Source organism: Bradyrhizobium sp. SZCCHNR1051 (assembly GCF_032489615.1).
GTDB lineage: Bacteria > Pseudomonadota > Alphaproteobacteria > Rhizobiales > Xanthobacteraceae > Bradyrhizobium.
The window spans coordinates 124,403-143,952 of sequence record NZ_JAUEYJ010000020.1; the positions used below are offsets into that span (position 1 = coordinate 124,403).

Here is a 19,550-nt window from a genome sequence, read left to right on the forward strand (position 1 = left end):
ACTGATCCAGCCGCAGAAAGAATTCAACCGATAAGGTCGACTGCGGCTCCCGCCGCGTCGATCAGGTGGACACGGTCGACCTCGGTGCGCGGCAGCAGCGCACGGATCTCAGGCTCCGACATCAGACTAAACGCGGTCGAAAGCGCGTCGGCCGCCGTGGCATTGCCGGCGACCGTGGTCACGCTGCGATAGCGCTGCGCGCAGCCGCCGCTGTGCGGATCGAACAGATGATTGAAGCGGCCGTGCGGATCGAAGCGGAGGCCATAGGCGCCTGACGTCGATACGGCCCGATCGATGATCGGTAGCATCGCGGCGATCCGATCGGGACTGTCGGGGTCGGCGATCGCGATCTCCCAGGGCCGGGCGTCCGGCCGCGCGCCGATGGCGCGGGCTTCGCCCATGTCGACCAGGCTCTGCTGCACGCCTTCGCTGCGCAGCAGGTCGACGATCCGATCCGTGACATAGCCCTGCGCGATGCCATTCAGGGTGAGCGCCGTGCCGCGCGGCATGACGATGCGATCGCGGCTGACGCTGAGCCGCTGATGGCCGACCCGCGCCAGCGCCTCTTGTACGGCCGCCTGCGGTGGGCCGTCGGGATTCGCATCGGGGCGCGAAAAATGATCGGCATAGAGCGTCCACAGCGGCTGCACGGTCGGGTCGAAGCGGCCGTCGGTCAACGCGGCGTAGCGCTGCGAGAGCGTGAGGATGTCGACCAGCTCCGGCGCCGGTGCGACCAACACGCCGGTGCGGTTCAATGTGACCAGCGCCGAGTCCTCAAGATAAAGGCTGAACAGGCGCTCGAGTCGCCGTGCTTCGCTGATCGAGACCTGGATCACCCGCTCGGCCTCGCGCCGGTCATGGTGATGAAGCTTGATCGTGGCAACGGCGCCGAGCAACGTGCCGCGCCATTCGACGAGGCCAGCCGTGCTGCCGGCCGCCTGCCTGCCGCAGGGTGCGATCGCAAGGCCCGCCAGTGCGGCGCTGATGCGGATGAAGCGCCGACGCGAGAGCTGATTTGTCATCGTCGCACCTCAGTCGTGTCCTTGTGGCCCGGCTCGTTCGTGCCGGCGTTGTCGTCGGGGGAGCTCAGCACATAGTCGTGCGGCACCTCGGTGAAGCCGACGATGCGACCGCCGTGCTCGGCCGCGAAGCGCTCGGCGGCGCTCCGATCCGAGAACGGTACAGCCTCGTCGCTGCCCATGCCGCTTCTGAGTCGGCTGCCGATCACGAACACCGCCTTGCGGGCTTCGACCCAATTGTCGGCACCTGGATTGTCCCAGCTCGCGGCCTTGCCCATGTCGGAGACGTAGATCGCCTGGATGTCCTTGGGCTCGTCGGGCAGCATCGTGAAGGCGATGGCGTCGCGGGCCGAGGAGAACCACACCGGCTCGATCAGGCTGGCGGCGAAGATCTGTCCCTTGGGACCGGAATGCTCGAGCAGGTTCATGCCGCAATAATGCCCGATCGCCTCCGCCGTCAGCTTGATCGGCGGCGGCGGCGCGGCGGCCTGCTTGTCGTTGCAGGCGCCGAGAGCAAAGGCGGTGATGAGCGCGCAGGCGAAAGCGAGGCGTTTCATAGCTCCCTCCGTGAGAAGGCCAGCGCGGCGCCGGCGAGCGGTACCAACGTCCACAGCACCAGCGCCGCGAGCAGCGCCTGCACCGACAGCGTGCTGCTGCCGGCGAGCCCGGCCATGCCGGAGAACAGGCTGACATTGGCGAAGCCGGTCAGGTTGAAAAGCCGGTAGGCATCGGTCGGATTGAGCAGCAGCAGCGCGCTGAGCACGCCGCCGGAGACGTTGCGGCCCTGGTCGATCACCAGAAGGCCGAGCAACGCCATGTCGTAGATCAGGACGAGCACGAGCCACAGGCCGATGCTGACACCCGCTGCGGTGCCGCGGTCGCGCACGACGGCGCTGACGAGATAGCCGATTGCGACGAACACCGCGCCAAGCAGAACGGAGGAGCCGATCATCGCCGCGAAGGCCGCGAGCCCGTCGCTGTCGAAGTGGCTGCCGGCGATCAGCAGCGCCACCGCGGCGGCGCCATAGCCGAGGCAGGTCGCGAAGGCGAGCACCGCGAGATGACCGAGGAACTTGCCGAGCAGCACCTGCCAGCGCGCTACGGGATAGCTGAGCAGCAGCAGCATGGTGCCGCGCTCCATGTCGCCGACGATGGCATCGTGCGAGATCAGAAGCGCGATCAGCGGGATCAGGAAGATGGTCAGGCTCGACAGGCTGACGATGACCACATCGAGCGCTCGCGCGCCGACGGTACCGGTCGGTGCGCTGCCGAGGAAGGTCAGCGACAGCGCGAGTCCGGCCAGCAGCAGGGTCGAGGCCAGCACCCAGCGATTGCGGATCGCCTGCTGGATCTCCTTGGCGGCGATGGTGATGACGCTGGTCATTGCGGGTGCTCCGCGTGGCGCAGGAAATGCGCGTAGAGCTCGTCGAGACTGGGTGGAATGAGCTCGAGATCCTGGACGGCGGTGGCGTCGGCCGTCGCCAGACGCAGCAGCTCGATCTTCTCGTCCGGCGCTGCGTCGATCTCGACGATGTGGCCGTTCACCCGGCGATAGGACGCGGCCGGCGGGAGCCAGGCCGGCGGGCCCGACGGTGGCAGGGAGGCGACCTTGACTCTAATCCGGGTCGGCAATCGTGCGAGGCGGCGCAACTCGTCGAGTGTGCCGTCGGCGACCTTCAGGCCGCGGTTCATGATGATGACGCGGCCGGCGCGTTCCTCCAACTCGGTCAGCGCATGCGACGACAGCAGCACCGTCGTGCCCTCGGCGGCGAGCCGCTCGATCACCTCGTAGAAGGTCTGGCGGAGCTCCGGATCGAGACCGCTGGTCGGTTCGTCGAGCAGCAGCACGCGCGGGCGGCCGATCAGCGCCTGTGCCAGCCCAAGGCGCTGGCGCATGCCCTTGGAGTAGGTGTTGACGCGGCGCTTTGCGGCATCGCCTAGTCCGACGACGTCGAGCTGCTCGAGGGCCTGTCCGACCGGCTCGCGCTTGAGCCGTGCGTAGAAGGTCTGGGTCTCGCGGCCGGTAAGGGCGGCATCGAAGGCGACGTTCTCCGGCAGGTAGCCGAGGCGGCGCCGCGAGGAGAACTCGCCGGCGGCTGGATTTTCACCGAGTACGGCAATGGTGCCGCGGGTGGGGCGGATCAGCCCGAGCATCATCTTCATCAGCGTCGTCTTGCCGGCGCCGTTGTGGCCGATCAGCGCCACCATCTCGCCGGCGGCGAGATCGAACGACACGCCCCTCACGGCTTCGACCTTGCCGTAGTGCTTGATCACGTCGGCGACATGGATTGTCGCGGTCATCGGGGCCTGCTTTCTGCAGCGGCGCGGCGCGCCGGCGGCGATATCAGGGGATGGCTGTCGACGACTCCGCCGGGCAGGATCGCGGGAAACTGCGCCTGCGCCCAGCGGATCACCTGCACGGCCGGGCTGTTGATCAGGACCTTGGCGGCCGGCGCGGTCCACAATACGCGGTCGATCAGATCATTCGGCCGATAGGCGGTGTCGGCGATGCCGTCGCCGTTGAGGTCGAAGCCCGGGTTGTCGCTCCAATAATTGCCGCGGCCGCTTTTCGACCAGTCGAGATGGCGGGTGCCGACATACTTGATCTGGCTGGCATTGTTGACGAAGGCATTGCCCCTGATGTCGTTGCCCTCGGAGCCGGCGGTGAAGTGAACGCCGATCTCGCATCCTTCGAACCAGTTGTCGGTGATATGGTTGTTGTTGGTGTTGTAGATGAACACGCATTTCTCGGGACCGGGACGGGCGCCGGCGGTCGGCGTGGCCGTGCTCGCATCGGCCTGCGGCACGCCTTCGTCGGTGCCCCGGTTCTCCGCGGTGGCCCAGCGCTCTGCCGGCTGCAGCCCGCCGATCACGCTGTTGCCGGAGATCTGCGAGCCATTGGCCGCGTTGAACAGCAAGCCGCGGTCGCGGTCGTGATCCGAGACGTTATCCCTCACGACGAGCGCCTTGGAGAACATCATCGCATAGCCGATGATGTTGCGGGTCGAGACGTTGCCGGAGATCTCGCTGTCGTTGGTGTACATGAAGTGGACCGCGAAGCGCAGGTCGCTGAAGCGATTGCCGCTGAAGACGTTGTTGCGGCTGGTGATGGCGAACACGCCATCGCGGCCGTACCGGAATTGGTTGTCGATCACCTTGGCGCCCGGCGCGTTCCAGACGGAGACGCCGTTGCCGGTGACGCCGCCGCGCGTCGTGCGCAGGCCGATGATGCTGTTGTGACGGACCATGGCGTTGGCTGATCCGTGCAGATAGACGCCGAACAGATTGCCTTCGATGCGGTTGTTCTCGATCAGTGCGTCGTGCGCGGCCTGCTCGACGAAAATGCCGGAATCCATCTTCTCCAGCGCGCGGCCGGATCCGTCGATGGCGAGGCCGCGAATGACGGTGCCCGGCGCCGCCACGGTGATGACGCTGCCCTCGCCACCACCGCTGATCACGGCGCCCGGAGCCCCAGCCAGCGTCAAGCGGTGGCTGATCCGTAGCGGTCCGCGATAGGTGCCGGTGGCGAGCGCGATCTCGTCGCCGTCGGCGGCGCGGTCGAGCAGGGCCTGCAGGTCGGTGGTTTCAGCTCCGACCTGCAGAGTCGCCGCCTGGGCGCGGAAGGGCAGGCCGGCGATGACGAGCGCCGCCAGCCTCAGAGTCTTGATATGGCGCATGCGCCGCATCGCTCACGCGTTCCGCGGCGAGACCAGCATGCGTCCGCGCATTTCCATGTGCATGGCGTGGCAGAACCATGTGCAGAAATACCAGTACACGCCGGGCTTGTCGGCGATGAACGTCACTGACGAGGTCTGCTGCGGATCGATCTCCATGTTGACGCCGTAGTTGACGATGCAGAAGCCGTGCACCAGGTCCTCGACGTCGTCGATGTTGGTGACATAGACGGTCACCTCGTCGCCCTGCTTGACCTCGAACTTCTCGAGCGCGTAGGCGGGCGCGCTGGACCACATATAGACGCGCACCTTGTTGCCGTCGCGGATCACCTTGGCGTCGCTTTCCAGGGTGACGCCGTCGGCCGCGGCCTGCTTGCGGGCGTCGGCGAAGAACGGGTCGTCGCGCTTCCAGATCGAGGTCACGCGGCCCTCGAGCTTGGAGCGGTGCACGATCACGGCGTCATGCGGCTCAGCGAAGCTCGGGCCGTCATGCACCAGCTCCATCTTGTCGCCGGAGATGTCGATCAGCTGGTCGTTCTCCGGCTTGAGCGGGCCGACATTCAGGAAACGGTCCTTGGAGAACTTGTTCAGCGACAGCAGCCATTTGCCGTCGGCTTCGCGGGTCTCGCCCATCGAGGCGTGGTTGTGACCCGGCTGATAGTGGACGTCGAGCTTCTGGATGATCGGGTTGACCTTCTCGCCCTTGAAGGCGCGCTTCGCGAGATCGAGGCTCCATTTGCAGACCTGGCTGTCAAGGAACAGCGTGGTGTAGGCGTTGCCGCGGCCGTCGAAGGCGGTGTGCAGCGGCCCGAGGCCGAGCTCCGGCTCGGCCACGACGACATCGCGCGGCTTGATCTTGTCGTCGAACAGGTTGTCGATCAGGCGGACGTCGATAACGGTGACCGTCGGCGCCAGCTTGCCATTGGCGACGACATGGATGCCGTCGGGGGCAGCGTTGAGGCCGTGCGGGCTGTTCGAGACCGGAACGTAGCGGGTGTAGGGCGAGCCCTTGCGACCGTCGATGACGGGAACGCCGTTCATCTCCTTGAAGTCGCCCTTCTTGACGGCCTCCTCGATGCGCTTGATGTTGAAGATCGTCACCCAGTCCTGCTCGCTCGCGGTCATCTCGGCGAGCGTCACGCCCTTCTCGGAATTGTAGCAGGTCGCGAAGGCATATTTGCCCTGGTAGTCGCAATCGGTGTTGTCGAGATTGCCGTCGACGATCACCTGCCAAGCAACAGTCATGGTGTCGCCGTCGACGGCCGAGAACATCGACCAGTATTTCGACTTGTCGTCGAGCACCTTGCCGTCGTTCGGCAGCGGCACCTCATATTCGCCGTTGCAGAACAGGTAGCCGGTGCGCGGGAATTTCTGCGGACGCATGCCGTGGATCGTGTACTGGTTCGGCAGCTCGATGATCTTGTCGCACTTCATGACGTCGGTGCGAATGCGGGCCAGGCGGGTATTGGCCTTGTCGTTGATGAAGACGTAGCGTCCGTCATAGGTGCCGTTGGTGAACGACATGTGTGGGTGGTGGCAGTCGCCGTTCATCCAGATGCCGAGCCGATCCTTGAGCCGCTCGCGCGTCTCGGGCAGCAGCCCCTCGGTCATGATCTTGCGGCTCTCGTTGGTCTGGCCCCAGCCGGTGGCGCTGCACCGGTTGAAGACGGGGATGCGCATCAGCTCGCGCATCGACGGCATGCCCACGATGCGGAGCTCGCCGGTCTGGCCGCTGGAGAAGAAGACGTAGTATTCGTCGAGCTGACCCGGCGCGACCTCGGCCTTGCTCCCGCTCTGTCCAGCTCGCGCCTGCGCCGCGGCCGGTGTCGTCTCGATGCTCTTGCCGAGGCCGATGCTGCCGGCCACGCCGGCCGCGCCCAGTGCGGCGGTGCCGACGATCTGCCGGCGGCTGAGTTTCGTCTGGTCGTCGTCGTGCGCCATCGTCGTCTCCTTATGATGGATGGGTGAGATCGTTGGATTGGGCCGGTGCCGTCGTCGGCCGGCCGGCGTGGGTGATCACGGTCTTCGGACCGGATTTGGCGGCTCGCATCGACGGCGATGACATCGCCTCGAACTTCTCGCGCTTGAGCCGGACCTGGATCATGTGCGGACAGCGCTGATCGTCGTAGTAGAGCTCCTGGCAATGCATGCAGTAGATGCACTCATTGACGTTGATGTGTCCCTCGGGATGGATCGACTGCACGGGGCATTCCTTGGCGCAGCGCTGGCAGGGCGAGCCGCACTCCTTCCAGCGGCGCAGCCATTCGAAGGTGCGGATGCGACCGGGAATCGCGAGCGCAGCGCCCAGCGGGCAGAGATAGCGGCAGAAGAAGCGTTCGATGAACAGGCCGATGCCGAGCAGCGCCGCGGCATACAGCACGAACGGCCAGCTGCGCGAGAATTTCAGGATGATCGCGGTCTTGAACGGCTCGACCTCCGCGACCTGCTCGGCGAGCGCGACCGAATACAGCGACAGCCCGAACAGGCCGAGGAAGATGATGTATTTGATCGGCCACAGCCGCTCGTGCAGCCCCCAGGGCACCGTGATCTGCGGCACCTTGAGCCATTTTGCCACTGTGTTGGTCAGCTCCTGCAGCGCGCCGAACGGACAGAGCCAGCCGCAGAACGGCCCGCGGCCCCAGAACAATAGTCCAGCCGCCGTTGCCGCCCACAGGATGAAGATCAGGGGCGCTGCGAGGAAGAACTCCCAATGGAAGCCGGTCAGCAGCGCGTTGATGAAGGTAACGACGTTGACGACAGAGAGCTGGGCGTTGGCGTACCAGCCGAGCCAGACCAGCACGAACAGCAGATAGGCGCGGCGGACCCAGGTGTAGAGCCGGGGACGGCGCACCAGAACGTTCTGGAAGAAGAAGATCCCGGTGAGCACGGCCAGCGCGAGCGCGGTGATGCCGATGGAGACCGTCTGCGAGCGCCAGATGCGCATCCATAACGGCTCCTCGGTGTCGTCGGCGACCGGTTGCGCCGTGGCCGGGGCGGGACGTGCGGTCGTCGCCTTCGCTGCCGGCACAGCGGGGCGCGCCTGCTGCTTCAAGTAGGCGTCGGGCACCGTGTAGTCGACATCGAAGGTCAGGAACGCCTTGTCGTGACTGCCGGTGCTTCGTTGCACCAGGAGCTGGAGCTGCCATGGCTCGGTTGGGTCGAGCGTGAATTCGGGCGGCGTGACGAACAGTCCGATCTCGCGCAGGGCAGGGGCGCCGGCGGCGGCCAGCGCACCGAGTCGCATGTGGTTCTTGTCGCGGAACCGTGTGCTCCCGCCCTCCTGCAGCACCTCGATGCGGTCGAAGATGCCGCCCCTGACATAGGCGGAGCCCTTGAACGAGTAGACGCCATCCCCGGCGACGACGATCGCCTGCTGTCCGGGCTGAAGCCGCTGCTTGAGTCGCTGATAGCCCTCGTCGCCGAGCAGGCTGCGGCCGATGGTGGGCACGCTGGCCATGGCCACATAGAGATCGATGAAGGTGTCGCCGGCATCGCCGGGCTCGGGATTTTGCGCGGCCGCCGCATTGCCCGACTTGGCGAATGCGTCGTTGACGTCACCGATGCTGAGATGCAGGCGCCGCACCGAGCCGTCGCCGAGCAGGCTGCCCCAGTCACGGATCTCGCTCTTGTCGGGATCGACCGTCCTGGTCACGCCCGGCTGTGCTGCGGCGGCGCTCGCCGCAGCGCCGGCACCAATGCGGCCGCTGCGGATCAGGCGCGTGGCGGCGCGCACGATGCTGTCGTGCATCACCAGCACGGTGACCGTGGCACCCGAGACGATGTCGGCCTGCGGCGCATGTTCTGCGCCGTGCGCGATCGGCGTCATGTCCTTGCCGAGCAGGCCGTTGAGTGCGGCAACGATGCGTGGCTCGGGAATGCCGATCAGCACGATCGGCTCCTTGTGATCGACCAGCTTCAGCCCGGAGATGACGCCCTTGGGATCGATGCCGACGAGGATGTGGATCGGCTTGCCCGAATAGCCGACGGAATTGGCGAAATCGGAGTTGAGATAGACGTAACCCTTGAGCTGATCGCCGCGATACACCGGCATGATCGGCGGCTCGCCTTGCGTCACGCCGAAACGATCCGCATCGGGGAAGAGCTCGCCCGGCGTGATTTTCGAGAGGTAGGTTGCGAGATCGCCGGCAGCATGTGCTGCGCGCGGGGCCGCGATCGTGCAGAGCCCGATGAGGATTGCTACCAAGATAGCAGGCATGCGCCACCGTTTGGTGGCGACATCACTCGCAACCATGATCACCTCAAGCGGAACGGCCGGCCCACGAAGGCCGTATTCCAGTCAGGACTGTTTCGGGGAAGGAAAGGATCGTCGCCATTGACAATCCCGGAGCAAATAGAGTCGGCTAAATTGACTCCTTATCGTGCCGGTTGTCTAGTGGGTCGCAATCCGACGGACGTTGCGCTGGATCAAACAGGCCAGGACAATCAGGCAGACTATCATATGTTGTTGTCACGCACGCTTTCGCTCAAGTCGGAACCGGCCGGGAACCTGCATTCGATTGACGAGCTGTTCGCGCTCGCCAATGCGATGGAGCAGGAGGCGGCCGATCGCTACGACGAGCTGTCCGGAGAGATGCAGCGTCAAGGTCGGCTCGATCTGGCCGACGTCTTCGCGAGGTTGGCCGCGGCCGAGCGCGAGCATGTCGACAGTGTCGCGCAATGGTCGCAAGCGCGAACGGGGCGTGCCCCCGATGCGTCGCTGGTGCGCTGGCAACCGCCAGAGACCTTTGAGCCCGGCGCGGCGCGCGAAATCCAGGACTCGCGGCTGATGACGCCGTACCGCGCGCTGTCGATGGCGGTGCGCAACGAGGAGCGGGCCTTCGCGTTCTGGTCCTATGTCGCGGCATTTGCCGATGATCCCGAGGTCAAGAAGGCGTCCGAGGCCATGGCGCGAGAGGAACTCGGTCACGTCGCGACGCTGCGCAAGGAGCGGCGCCGTGCCTATCATCTTGAGGCCGACGCCAGGCGCGCGGCGACGGTGGCGTCGGACACGGGCACGATCGACGCCGGCCGGCTGGAACGCCGCCTCGCGGAACTGCTCGGCGCGATGGCTGCGCGCGCCGCTGGCCGCCCGGCGGATCGCGTGCGCGAGCTTGCGTATGAAGCCGCGGCAATGGCATCGGAGGTTGCGGACCTGCTGCGCCTGCCGGCGGCGCTCGCGCAAGCCGATGCAGCCGTGCTGGCGGAGGCGCTCGCGGACGCGTATCTGGAGCATGCGGAGCGAGCGACCGAACCGGACCGGCTCGATCTGATGCAGCGGCTGGCGTCGCAGGCGATCGCGCGGCTGGCCTGGCTGCGGTCGCTCGGTTGAGTCCAACTTCAGAGCTGCTTGGCGAAGGACGAGGGTCGCCCAGCCAGGCTGGGCGACCCGATCATGATGAGGCTCAGTTGCGGGTCGGCGCCGGCACGGCGGTGCGGTTCGCCGGCACCGTGACGGGCTGGAAGGAGAACACGTCGCGGCTGCGCGGATCGACGGTCACCTTGACCCAGCGCACGTCGTTGTTGCCGTTGCCCTGATTGTCGCCGAACGTTTCGACACGAACGAAGTTCTCCAGCCGCTGGCCGGCACTGTTGAGGAACGGCTGGTCGATCCGGAAGTAATGGGAATCGCCGTGGACGTAGGCGACCGGCTTGCGGAACGCCTCGACTTCGGTGCGCAACGCGGTCAGAAAGCTGATGAAGCCGTCCGGCTGCCCGTCCGTCTCGGCGAGCGTCTTGGGATCGCGCAGCGGCGCGCGCGTGGGATCGGCCTGGTCCCAGCCCGGGTTGCCCTGGGTGATGAACATCACCGCAGCGGAATGGCGCTTCCTGGCCTCTGCGAAGGTCTGCTGCATCCAGAGAATCACGGCTGCATTGCGCGCGTTGTATTCGTCCGGATCTGGATTGGTGTCGCAGAGATTGTTGCAGGAGCCCTGGATGTTCAGCGTCGCATAGGTCACGCGGCCAACGGTCCAGCGGCGATTCTCGACGCAGCCGACCTTGGTGCCGTTGGCGCTGAGACACAGCGGATCGGTCTGCACCTCCTGGCGCAGCTTGCGTTGGCCGAGCGAGAACGGCGTCGAGAAGAACACCTTGCGCTCGTAGTCGAGCCGGTCGCGCGAGTTGAAGCCGCCATTCGAGGGGCGATCGCAATCGACCCAGTCGTTGTCCCCGGGCGTGAACATGGCCGGCGCCTCGAGGCTGTTGAAGAAGGCGAGCGCCTGGGCATAGAGGCCGGCGTCGCAGGCGGAATTGGAGCCCTGCTTCAGGTCGCCGTCATGCGCGGTGAATTTCAACCGGTGGGCGTTCATGTCCGCGATCAGGTTCGGGACGCCGACGGTGGCCTGCAGCGTGGAATAGGGCAGGTCGCCCCACAGACCGATGGCGTAGCTGTCGTCATCGTCGTCGAAGCCGTGATCGTGCGCGAGGCTTGGCGCGGCAGCGGCGAACGCGAGCAACAACATCGTGACAGACAATGTGAGCAGTTCGTGAAAGGCAGATTTGAATGATGATCGAAGTGACATTCTACAAGATCCCCCAAGACCTCGGTTGCATCGCGCCGCTTCATTCAAGCGGCGGCGGGACGATGCGGAGGGTCGATAACGGGGGCGTGACGATCGGCTGACAATCCGCTGACGGCGTCACGATGTTGCAATTCGGTGCACCATCAATGTCGTCCGCCGCGGACAATGCACAGAAGGCCCGCCGCAACGTGTGCGGCGGGCTGTTCTTGACAGCGGCAGACTCCCGTCGATCAGCGGTCGTCGCCGTGTCCGTGCTCACCGTGGTCGTGATGATGCCAGCCGCCGTCGTGATCGTGATCGCCATCGTTATCGCCGAAGGCGAACAGGTTCATCAGGTCGCCGATCGCCGGACGGTTCTTCGGCACGTAGCGGTTGTCGTCCCGATCATGAATCGGGTTGGGCAGCCGGTCGCGGCTGACGGCGGAGATCGTGGGCAGCCGCCAGTTGCGCTCGATGAATTTCAGCAGCGAGACGTGATCGTAATAGGTGTGGTCGACATGACCCTTCTTGGCCAGCGGCGAGACCAGGATGAAGGGAATGCGGGTGCCGTCGCCGAGGAAGTCCACCGGCTGGACATAGCCGGAGTCATAGTAGCCGCCGCCCTCGTCCGTCGTGATGAAGATCGCGGTCTTGGCCCAGAGCTGCGGGTTGGCCTTGACGCGATTGATCAGGGCCTCGAGGAATTTTTCGTAGAGGTCGGTGGTCGAATCGGCGGGATGCCCTGCGAGCGCCTCGAACGGACGCACGAACGACACGGCGGGCAGCGTGTTGTTCTGCACGTCCTTCACGAAGGCGCCGTAGTTCTGCAGCTTGGCTTCCTCCGTCGGAGTCTTCATGATCTTGTTGAAGCCGGTGAGCGGGTCGCAGATGCCGCAATAGGAGTGGAACAGCAGCGGCACGCCGTCGACGCTCTTGGCGAAGGTGGTGGCGTCGTCGCCGCGATCGGCGCTGTAGTACTTCCAGGACACGCCCTTTGCCGTCATCACGTCAGCGATGGTCGGCGCACTCTGCGGCGGCAGCACGAACTTGTCGGAGCCGAGCGCATTCGGCTTCGCGCTGGTCTGGTTCCAGAACATGCTGTAATTGTTGACGAGATAATAATGGTTCGACGCGCAATTGTTGCTGGTGACGCCGTTCTTGAACAGCTGCTCGTTGATGGCGGCGACGCCGGGCGCTGACGGATCGGAGCAGTTGACGTAGGAGCCGCCGCTGTAGCCGTCCTGCTTGTAGTAGTTGTTAGTGCTGGCAACCGGATCCGGATTTTCGATCTGGTTGGCATAGGGCACGGCCGGGGCGCCGTTCAGCGTCTCGGGGTTGGTGAAAAACGCGGCGTGGCCGGTCACGAGGGCCTGGAAGTTGGCGCCGGTGCCGCCCATGATGGCCTGATGATAATTGTCGCTGATCGCATATTCGTCGGCGAGCTGCTTGAAGAACGGCGCGTCACCGGGCTGGGCCTTGCCGGCGGCATCGGTGAACGGGTTCATGTTGTAGAAGCCCATCGAGATGGCGCCTTCCATCGGGTTGAACCCGCCGGCCGGATAGGGCTGTCCGTTCGAGCCGGTGCCGATGGTCTGCTCGACCCACACGAACTTGTCGTGCTTGCCGCCGTCGATGTCCTGCCACATCTGGAAGAAGCGGTGCACCGGATCGCCGGTATAGGCGGCGTAGGAGACGTATTTCGAAATCTGATACGGGCCATTGGGAAGATTGGCCGGGAAGCGGGTGTCGAGGACGTTCTGCGGCAGGCCGATTCCATATGTGGTGTAGGGCTGCGGCAGCGTTGCGTAGGCGCCAGTGGACGCGGTCTCGGCACTGTAGCGAGCCTCGTCGCGACCGATCCGCTGTTCCGCCTTCTTGAAATGCCGCCCCGGCGTGCCGTCCTCGTTGACGATGCCCTTGCTGAGCAGATTGTCGATGGCCTGACCAGCCTTCGGCTTGTAGGTGCCGAACAGATTGTCGAAGGTGTGGTTCTCACCGACGATGATGATGACGTGCTCGATCGGGGTGCTGGTCGCCGCGCCGGCGAAGGCTGGTGCGACGCTGGTCGCGGTGAAGACGGCGGTGGTCGCAAGGGCGAGCGCCTTGGACCGCGTGACTGTTCTGGTCATGACATCTCCGGACGGAGTGGGGTGGTGGCGCGCGCTTACGAATGGCTGCTCGCCTGCGGCAATTTATCGCGGCAACAAATTGCAACGTGGTGTCGGTCTTGCTTCGGTTTTGTGAAATGCGCGCGAGACGCGCATTTGCGCAGATGCAGGAGACGCACGGCGCAGCATCGTGCAGGCCCGGCATCACATGCCGGCGGGCCTTCGCTCATCGCCGCAGGAAGCCGGCTCGCTCTGAACTCTGAAGAAGATCGCCGATCGGCGATGCCGGTCAGAGCTGGCCCGGGATCCAGTCCAGCGCGAGGGCCTGGCCTTGGGCGATCTGGCTGGCCGACATCTTCGAGGCCACGGCGTTGCGAAGCCGCAGGAAGTAGCTGCGCTGGGTCGACTTGGCATGTCCGGCAGCAAGGTTCAGCCATTTGTAGGCGAGCACGACGTCCTGTGGAACGCCATGACCCTTGTCGTACATCAGGCCGAGCATCGCTTGGCCGAACGGATTGCCGGCTGCGGCGGCCTGGCAATAGAGATCGCTGGCGACCTCGTAGGCCTGCGGGGTTCCAAAGCCGTTTTCATACATGAAGCCGAGCATCGCCTGAGCGCGTGGATCGCCGCGCAGGGCAGGCGGGGTCAGCACGCGCACGGCGCGGACGAAGTCGCCGCGCGCATAGGCGATGCGTGCGGTGCTGACCGAATCGGCGCGAACGGGCGAGGCCAGTGCTCCCAGCAGCAGGATGGCTGCGGAGCAGGCGATGGCGAGGCGCCCCATCGTCGGCCGGATCACTTGGCTGGGGTCAACGGGTGGTGCGGACACGCAAATCATCCGTGATGCTCGCTCCGACTGATCCGCGGAGCTTGGAACGGAGTTCTTCTGCGACCTGATGCGCATCGCTGCCGTCGCGAATGATCTGCGGCCGGATGAAGATGATGAGCTCGGTGCGCGTGCCCTTCTTGCCCTGATGCGAGAACGCGTCGCCAAGAACTGGAATCTCGTCGAAGCCCGGAATGCCGTTGCGATTGCCGGTCTGCTGCTCGCTGATCAGGCCCGCCAGCAGCACGGTCTGGCCGTTGGCGACGGAGATGGCGCTCTTGACCTTGCGTTGCGACACCGTCGGCGTGAGACTCGCGGCGGTCTGGGCCGCGACGTTGCTGATCTCCTGCTCGACCTCGAGCCGCACATTGCCGTTGGCGGCGATCCGCGGCACGACGCGCAGGATGATGCCGGTGTTGCGATAGTCGATGGTGTTGACCACCGTGTTGCTCGACGACAGTACGGTCGCGCTGCCGGTCGATACCGGCACGACGTCGCCGACCTGCAGGGTGGCGGTCTGGTTGTTGATCACGACCAGCGAGGGATTGGAGAGCACCTTGACGCTGGTGACAGTATGGAGTGCGTCGAGGATCATGTTGGGCGAGGCTTCGTGTCCGATCAGGAAGTTGAAGCCGGGCAGAGCGCGGTTGATCAAGGCCGTCGTCGCCGCGGATGTCGTGGCCGTGGCCACCGACGTGGTTTGCGTATTGGTGATCGATCCTTTGTCGGTCCCGAGGCCGAGCACCTTGCTCGAAAGATAGGCCTGCACGCCGTAGGACAGCTCGTTGGTGAGCGTCACTTCGGCAATCGTGGCGTCGATCCCGACCTGCAGCACCGGCTGGTCGAGCTGCTGCAGCGTGCTGGAGATGATGCGGTAGTTCTCGCGGTCGGCATAGATGAGCAGCGAGTTGTTCACCGTGTCCGGGGTGATCCGGACATTCGGCATGATGGCCTGGCCTCCGCCGGCACCACTGCTGCGTGGCTCCAGCCCGGTCGAGGACGGCGTACTGCTGGAGGACGACGTGCTCGAAGATGACATGCTCGAGAGACCACCGCCTTGGGACCGGCTCGCCGGATTGGCGCTCGAACTCGATGATCCCGCTGCATTGGTGTTGAAGGAGAGCCGATCGGCGACCGACGTCGTCGTGCCGTCGGACCCCGGCGCGGTCTGGCCGTCGGCGCCGTCGGTGGAGGACGAGCCGGCGCCGCCGAACATGTCGGTGAGCACCTTGGCGAGCTGGCGCGCGTCGCCGTAGCGGACGCGGTAGACGTGGACGCTGGTGCGCCCGGAGTCGGCCTGGTCGAGCCGGCGGATCCAGGTCGCCGCGCTCTGCAGCAGCGCCGGCTTGCGCGTTACGACCATGATCGCGTTCAGGCGATTGACGACCTGTAGCTTGACCAGGCTCTGGCTCAGCCCGTTCTCGCCGGAATCCATGATCTTCTCCAGCTCCGCCATCAACGGCTCCGGCGCCGAATTGCTGACCGGGAAGATGCCGACCGACTGGCCGCGCATCCAGTCGACGTCGAAGCTCATCACTGTTTCGATCGCGGAGCGTCGCTCGGCTCCTGTGCCCTGGATCAGCAGCAGGTTTCGGGTGGTGTCGGCGCGCACGCTGCCGGCCCGGGTCGCGAAGCTGTCCATCAGCTTGAGGATCGTCTGCGCGCCGACATATTGCAGCGGCACGACGGAGACGCCGTAGCCGGGCTCGGCGCGGCCGGCCTCGCCGTCGACGCGTCCGGCGCCGATGGCGTCGCCGAGCGGAGTCAGCTTGTAGCCGCCGCCTTCGCGGACCAGCACGACGCCCGACAGGCGCAGCGCGCTCTCCAGCACGAACAGGATGTCGGATTTCGGCACCGGCCGCGCCGACACCAGGCTGACGCTGCCCTGCACGCGGGGATCGATCGAGTAGCCCGCGCCGAGGATGTCGCCGATCACGACCTTCGCGACCACTGCGATCGGCGTGTTCTCGAAATTGAGGTCATAGCCCTTGCCATCGGCCGCCGGAAGCGGCCTGACCTCGGCGACCTCCTGAACCGTGGTCCCCTGATAGGTCCGCGCGCTCGCCCGCTCGACCTCGGGGCGTCCCTGGATCGATGCGACCGGTGCATTGTCGCGCGGCAGGATATCGAGCGAGCGCACCTTGTCGATGACGTCGACATCGGCCGGCGCGCTGGCCTGGGAATTGAGCGTTGCCATGTTGCAGGACGCGAGCAGCACCGCGATGGTCAGCAACCAGGCATGTCTGACAACCGCAGCGGACTGGCTTCGATTGCCGATACGAAACATGGACTTACCGATCTACTCGTGTTGACCGGCCGAACCAGGATCGCGCCTCGTTCGACCGCGCAGCCTGCATAGCGGTCCAATGTGACACTTATGTATCTTTGCCTGATGCCGCCCGCCTTTGCGCGACATGTGTGTCGGAAATGTCCGCGCCGTCCACATTCGTACAGCCGTCATGTTCGCGATCGATAACGTCGGTCGCCAGTTGCGCCGTGCCGAGACGTAGAGCCGGCACGGGCGCCACCCGGATCACGCCATGAGCGGTACACTGTCGACCCAATTCCATGCCTATCTTCGCGAGCGCCATCCCCTGGCGGCGGGCGAAGGCGGAGCCGCGGGCGAAACGCAGATCGCGCTCTGGGACAGGTTCGGCCTGACCGCCGACGTCTTCGCGGAGGAGGTCGCCGGCTTCACCGGACTGGAGCGCGTCGCGCTGCGCGAGCTGATGGCGGCACTGCCCGCGGTGAGTGAGTTCTCCGATCGCTTCCTGCGCGAAGTGCTCGGCTATCCATACAAAGACTCTGACGGCGCCGCCGTGTTCGCGATGGCCGATCCGACCGATCAGGCGGTGCGCCGGGCCGCCGAGCTGGTGCTTGGCCCGCAGACTCTTTTCAAGGTCGCCTCGCATGAGGATATCGCCGTCGTCCTCGACCAACGACTTGGCGATTCCGACGAGGCCGAGATCTCGCCGGCGCAGGAGCTCCGCGACGACGACATCGAAAGTCTGCGCGATCTCGCGAGCGGCGCGCCGGTCGTCCGCGCGGTCAACGACCTGATCGAGAAGGCCGTCGAGATGCGCGCCAGCGACATCCACATCGAGCCGTTCTCGACCGGTCTCGTGGTCAGGCTGCGGGTCGACGGCCTGTTGCGTCCGATCGCGGCGCCTGCGGGCGTGCTGCCGCAGGCGGTGATCTCGCGCATCAAGATCGTCGCCGGTCTCAACATTGCCGAGCGGCGTCTGCCGCAGGACGGGGCCGCGCGCATTCGCGCCGGCCGAGCCGAGATCGACGTCCGTGTTGCGATCATGCCAACCCAGCACGGGGAATCGGCGGTGCTGCGCATCCTGCCGAAGGACCGCTCGCAGCTCGTGGCGAGCCGTCTCGGCCTCTCCACGCGCGACGACGCCGCGCTCCGGCGCCTGATCACGCTGCCGCACGGCATGATCGTGATCACGGGGCCGACCGGCAGCGGCAAGACCACGACGCTGGCGACGATCCTGTCGATGCTCAACACGCCGGAGCGCAAGATCCTCACCGTCGAGGATCCGGTGGAATATGAGATCCCCGGCATCAATCAGTCGCAGATCAAGCCGACGATCGGGTTGACATTTGCGAGCGCGCTGCGCTCCTTCGTGCGTCAGGATCCCGACGTCATCATGGTCGGCGAAGTCCGAGACAGCGAGACGGCACATGTCGCCGTCCATGCTGCGCTGACCGGCCATCTGGTGCTGACGACGCTGCACACGGAAACCGCCGCGGCGGCGGTGCCGCGCCTGCTCGACCTTGGCGTCGAAGGCTTCTTGTTGCGCTCGACCCTGCGCGCGGTGATCGCGCAGCGGCTGGTGCGCCAGCTCTGTGATCACTGCAAGACGCCGCAGCCGCTTGATGAGGAGACGTGCCGCCAGGATCCGCGCCTCGGTCATCTCGGCCTCGTGCCCGGCGACATCACCTGGCATCCGACGGGATGCGAGCGATGCGGTCAGAGCGGCTATCGCGGCCGGGTCGGCGTGTTCGAGCTGCTCGAGCTGACCAGCAGCCTGCGCGAGCTGATCGCTGACAGTGCCGACGGTCTCGCGATCGATCGGCTCGCGATCCGGGAAGGCATGACGACGATGCTCGACGACGGCGTCGCCAAGTGCCGCGCCGGCGTCACCTCGGCCTCCGAGCTGCTTCGTGTCCTCGTGGCGCGGTGAGGTGGATCGTGCCGAGCTACCGCTATCGCGCCCTGACGCAGTCCGGTGAAATCGTCGTCGGATCTCTCGACGCGCCGTCGCGCGGCGAGGTCGAGCGGCGCATCTCCTATCTGCAGCTGCTGCCGATCGAAACCGTCGAGGAGACGAAGGAGCGGACGGGCGGCGCGTCCGGACTTTCCTTCGGCGCTCCGTCCGCGGCCGAGGTGACCACGTTCACGCGCGATCTGGCCCTGCTGCTCAAGGCCGGCGCGCGACTCGACGACGCGCTCGATCTGTTGTCCGGCGATTCCGACATCGGTCGCCTGCGTCCCGTGGTGGCGCGGCTGCGCGCGGCGATCATGGCCGGTGAAAGCTTCGCCGACGCGGCGGCTGCCCAGCCGCAGCTGTTCTCGCCGATGTATGTCGCGCTGATGCGCGTCGGGGAGGCGTCGGGAACGCTCGATCATGTGCTGACCGCGCTGGCCGGCGAACGCGAGCGTTCGGAGGCGACGCGCCGCAAATTGACCGACGCGATGCAGTATCCCGCCTTCGTGTTCCTCGCGGCGATCGGCGTAATGCTGTTCTTTCTCGTGGCCGTGCTGCCGAACTTCTCCGCCGTGCTGCGCGACTTCGGTGGCCGTGCCGATACCGCGCTCGGCTTCTTCATGACGATGTCGGATCTGCTGCGCGCCAATGCAGCTGCGATCACGCTCGGCTGTGCGGCGCTGCTTGCGGCAGGCTGGTGGCTGTTGCGTCAGCCCGCGGTTCGCGCCGGCCTGACCAGTGTGCTGGCGGTGACGCCCGGCATCGGCAGCCTCCTGCTGTTCTATCGAACCAGCCTGTTCTGCCGCAATCTCGGCCTGCTGCTCGGCTGCGGCGTCAATCTGAGCGCGGCACTGCGCATCCTCGTTGACGTGATGGCGGTGACGTCGTCGCGCGCGCCATGGTCGGCGGCGGCGGATCGCGTCCGTCACGGTGGCAAGCTGTCCCAGGCGCTGTCGGCCGACAACACGCTGCCGCCGATGGCGCTGCGCATGCTGCGGCTCGGCGAGGAGACCGGCCAACTGCCGACGCTGTCGACCCGGATCGCAGAGTTCTACGAAGCCAAGCTGCAACGGGGACTCGACCGTGTCGTCGGCATCGTCGGTCCCGCCGCCATTCTGCTCATCAGCGTGGTCGTCGGTGGCCTGATCGTCTCGATCATGACGGCCCTGCTTTCGGTGACGCAACTGGTCGGCTGACCGACAT

At 65.8% G+C, this 19,550-nt stretch carries 14 protein-coding genes; 3 read left to right on the forward strand and 11 right to left on the reverse strand.

Going from position 1 to position 19,550, the window contains the following annotated elements; genetic code table 11:
* Nucleotides 1–23: 23 nt before the first annotated feature.
* Genes QW868_RS23885 through QW868_RS23915 form a run of 7 tightly spaced genes read right to left on the reverse strand, consistent with a single transcriptional unit; the run spans nt 24 to nt 8,945 of the window.
* Nucleotides 24–1,022: an FAD:protein FMN transferase gene (locus tag QW868_RS23885; protein ID WP_316231668.1), complete on the reverse strand. Its 999-nt coding sequence runs from the start codon at nt 1,020–1,022 to the stop codon at nt 24–26.
* Nucleotides 1,019–1,576 (reverse strand): nitrous oxide reductase accessory protein NosL, encoded by a 558-nt coding sequence (locus QW868_RS23890; protein ID WP_316231669.1) that lies wholly within the window; start codon nt 1,574–1,576, stop codon nt 1,019–1,021. Before QW868_RS23890 ends, QW868_RS23885 begins: the two co-directional genes overlap by 4 nt.
* A complete protein-coding gene (locus QW868_RS23895; RefSeq protein WP_315739548.1) occupies nt 1,573–2,403 on the reverse strand; it encodes an ABC transporter permease in 831 nt (276 codons plus the stop codon). The genes QW868_RS23890 and QW868_RS23895 overlap by 4 nt, the downstream gene beginning before the upstream one ends.
* A complete protein-coding gene (locus QW868_RS23900; RefSeq protein ID WP_316231670.1) occupies nt 2,400–3,320 on the reverse strand; it encodes an ABC transporter ATP-binding protein in 921 nt (306 codons plus the stop codon). Before QW868_RS23900 ends, QW868_RS23895 begins: the two co-directional genes overlap by 4 nt.
* Complete coding sequence (locus QW868_RS23905) at nt 3,317–4,705, reverse strand: nitrous oxide reductase family maturation protein NosD (RefSeq protein ID WP_316231671.1); 1,389 nt, start codon at nt 4,703–4,705, stop codon at nt 3,317–3,319. The genes QW868_RS23900 and QW868_RS23905 overlap by 4 nt, the downstream gene beginning before the upstream one ends.
* Before the next feature lie 3 nt (nt 4,706–4,708).
* Complete coding sequence (nosZ, locus tag QW868_RS23910) at nt 4,709–6,634, reverse strand: TAT-dependent nitrous-oxide reductase (RefSeq protein WP_316231672.1); 1,926 nt, start codon at nt 6,632–6,634, stop codon at nt 4,709–4,711.
* A 10-nt stretch (nt 6,635–6,644) separates the two neighbouring features.
* On the reverse strand, nt 6,645–8,945 hold the full coding sequence (locus QW868_RS23915) for a 4Fe-4S binding protein (RefSeq protein ID WP_410051319.1): 2,301 nt from the start codon (nt 8,943–8,945) through the stop codon (nt 6,645–6,647).
* A gap of 207 nt (nt 8,946–9,152) precedes the next feature.
* On the opposite strand from QW868_RS23915, the gene QW868_RS23920 reads away from it, so the two are divergent.
* The gene (locus QW868_RS23920; RefSeq protein WP_316231704.1) at nt 9,153–10,022 is read left to right on the forward strand and encodes a ferritin family protein; all 870 of its coding nucleotides are present in this window, start codon (nt 9,153–9,155) and stop codon (nt 10,020–10,022) included.
* Between the two features lie 73 nt (nt 10,023–10,095).
* On the opposite strand, the gene QW868_RS23925 is transcribed toward QW868_RS23920, so the two are convergent.
* The 4 genes from QW868_RS23925 to gspD form a co-directional block, all read right to left on the reverse strand.
* Nucleotides 10,096–11,214, reverse strand: coding sequence for a hypothetical protein (locus tag QW868_RS23925; RefSeq protein ID WP_316196796.1), 1,119 nt, complete (start codon nt 11,212–11,214; stop codon nt 10,096–10,098).
* 230 nt (nt 11,215–11,444) lie between these two features.
* Nucleotides 11,445–13,322, reverse strand: a complete 1,878-nt coding sequence (locus QW868_RS23930) for an alkaline phosphatase family protein (protein ID WP_315781164.1) — start codon at nt 13,320–13,322, stop codon at nt 11,445–11,447.
* Nucleotides 13,323–13,590: 268 nt separating this feature from the next.
* Nucleotides 13,591–14,139: a tetratricopeptide repeat protein gene (locus QW868_RS23935; RefSeq protein WP_315812245.1), complete on the reverse strand. Its 549-nt coding sequence runs from the start codon at nt 14,137–14,139 to the stop codon at nt 13,591–13,593.
* Nucleotides 14,111–16,414, reverse strand: coding sequence for a type II secretion system secretin GspD (gene gspD / locus QW868_RS23940; RefSeq protein WP_315739559.1), 2,304 nt, complete (start codon nt 16,412–16,414; stop codon nt 14,111–14,113). Before gspD ends, QW868_RS23935 begins: the two co-directional genes overlap by 29 nt.
* Nucleotides 16,415–16,667: 253 nt before the next feature.
* Between gspD and QW868_RS23945 the strand changes: the two genes are divergently transcribed.
* A complete protein-coding gene (locus QW868_RS23945) occupies nt 16,668–18,323 on the forward strand; it encodes a GspE/PulE family protein (protein ID WP_316231674.1) in 1,656 nt (551 codons plus the stop codon).
* An 8-nt stretch (nt 18,324–18,331) separates the two neighbouring features.
* The gene (locus QW868_RS23950; RefSeq protein WP_315739561.1) at nt 18,332–19,543 is read left to right on the forward strand and encodes a type II secretion system F family protein; all 1,212 of its coding nucleotides are present in this window, start codon (nt 18,332–18,334) and stop codon (nt 19,541–19,543) included.
* The last annotated feature ends 7 nt before the right edge of the window (nt 19,544–19,550 follow it).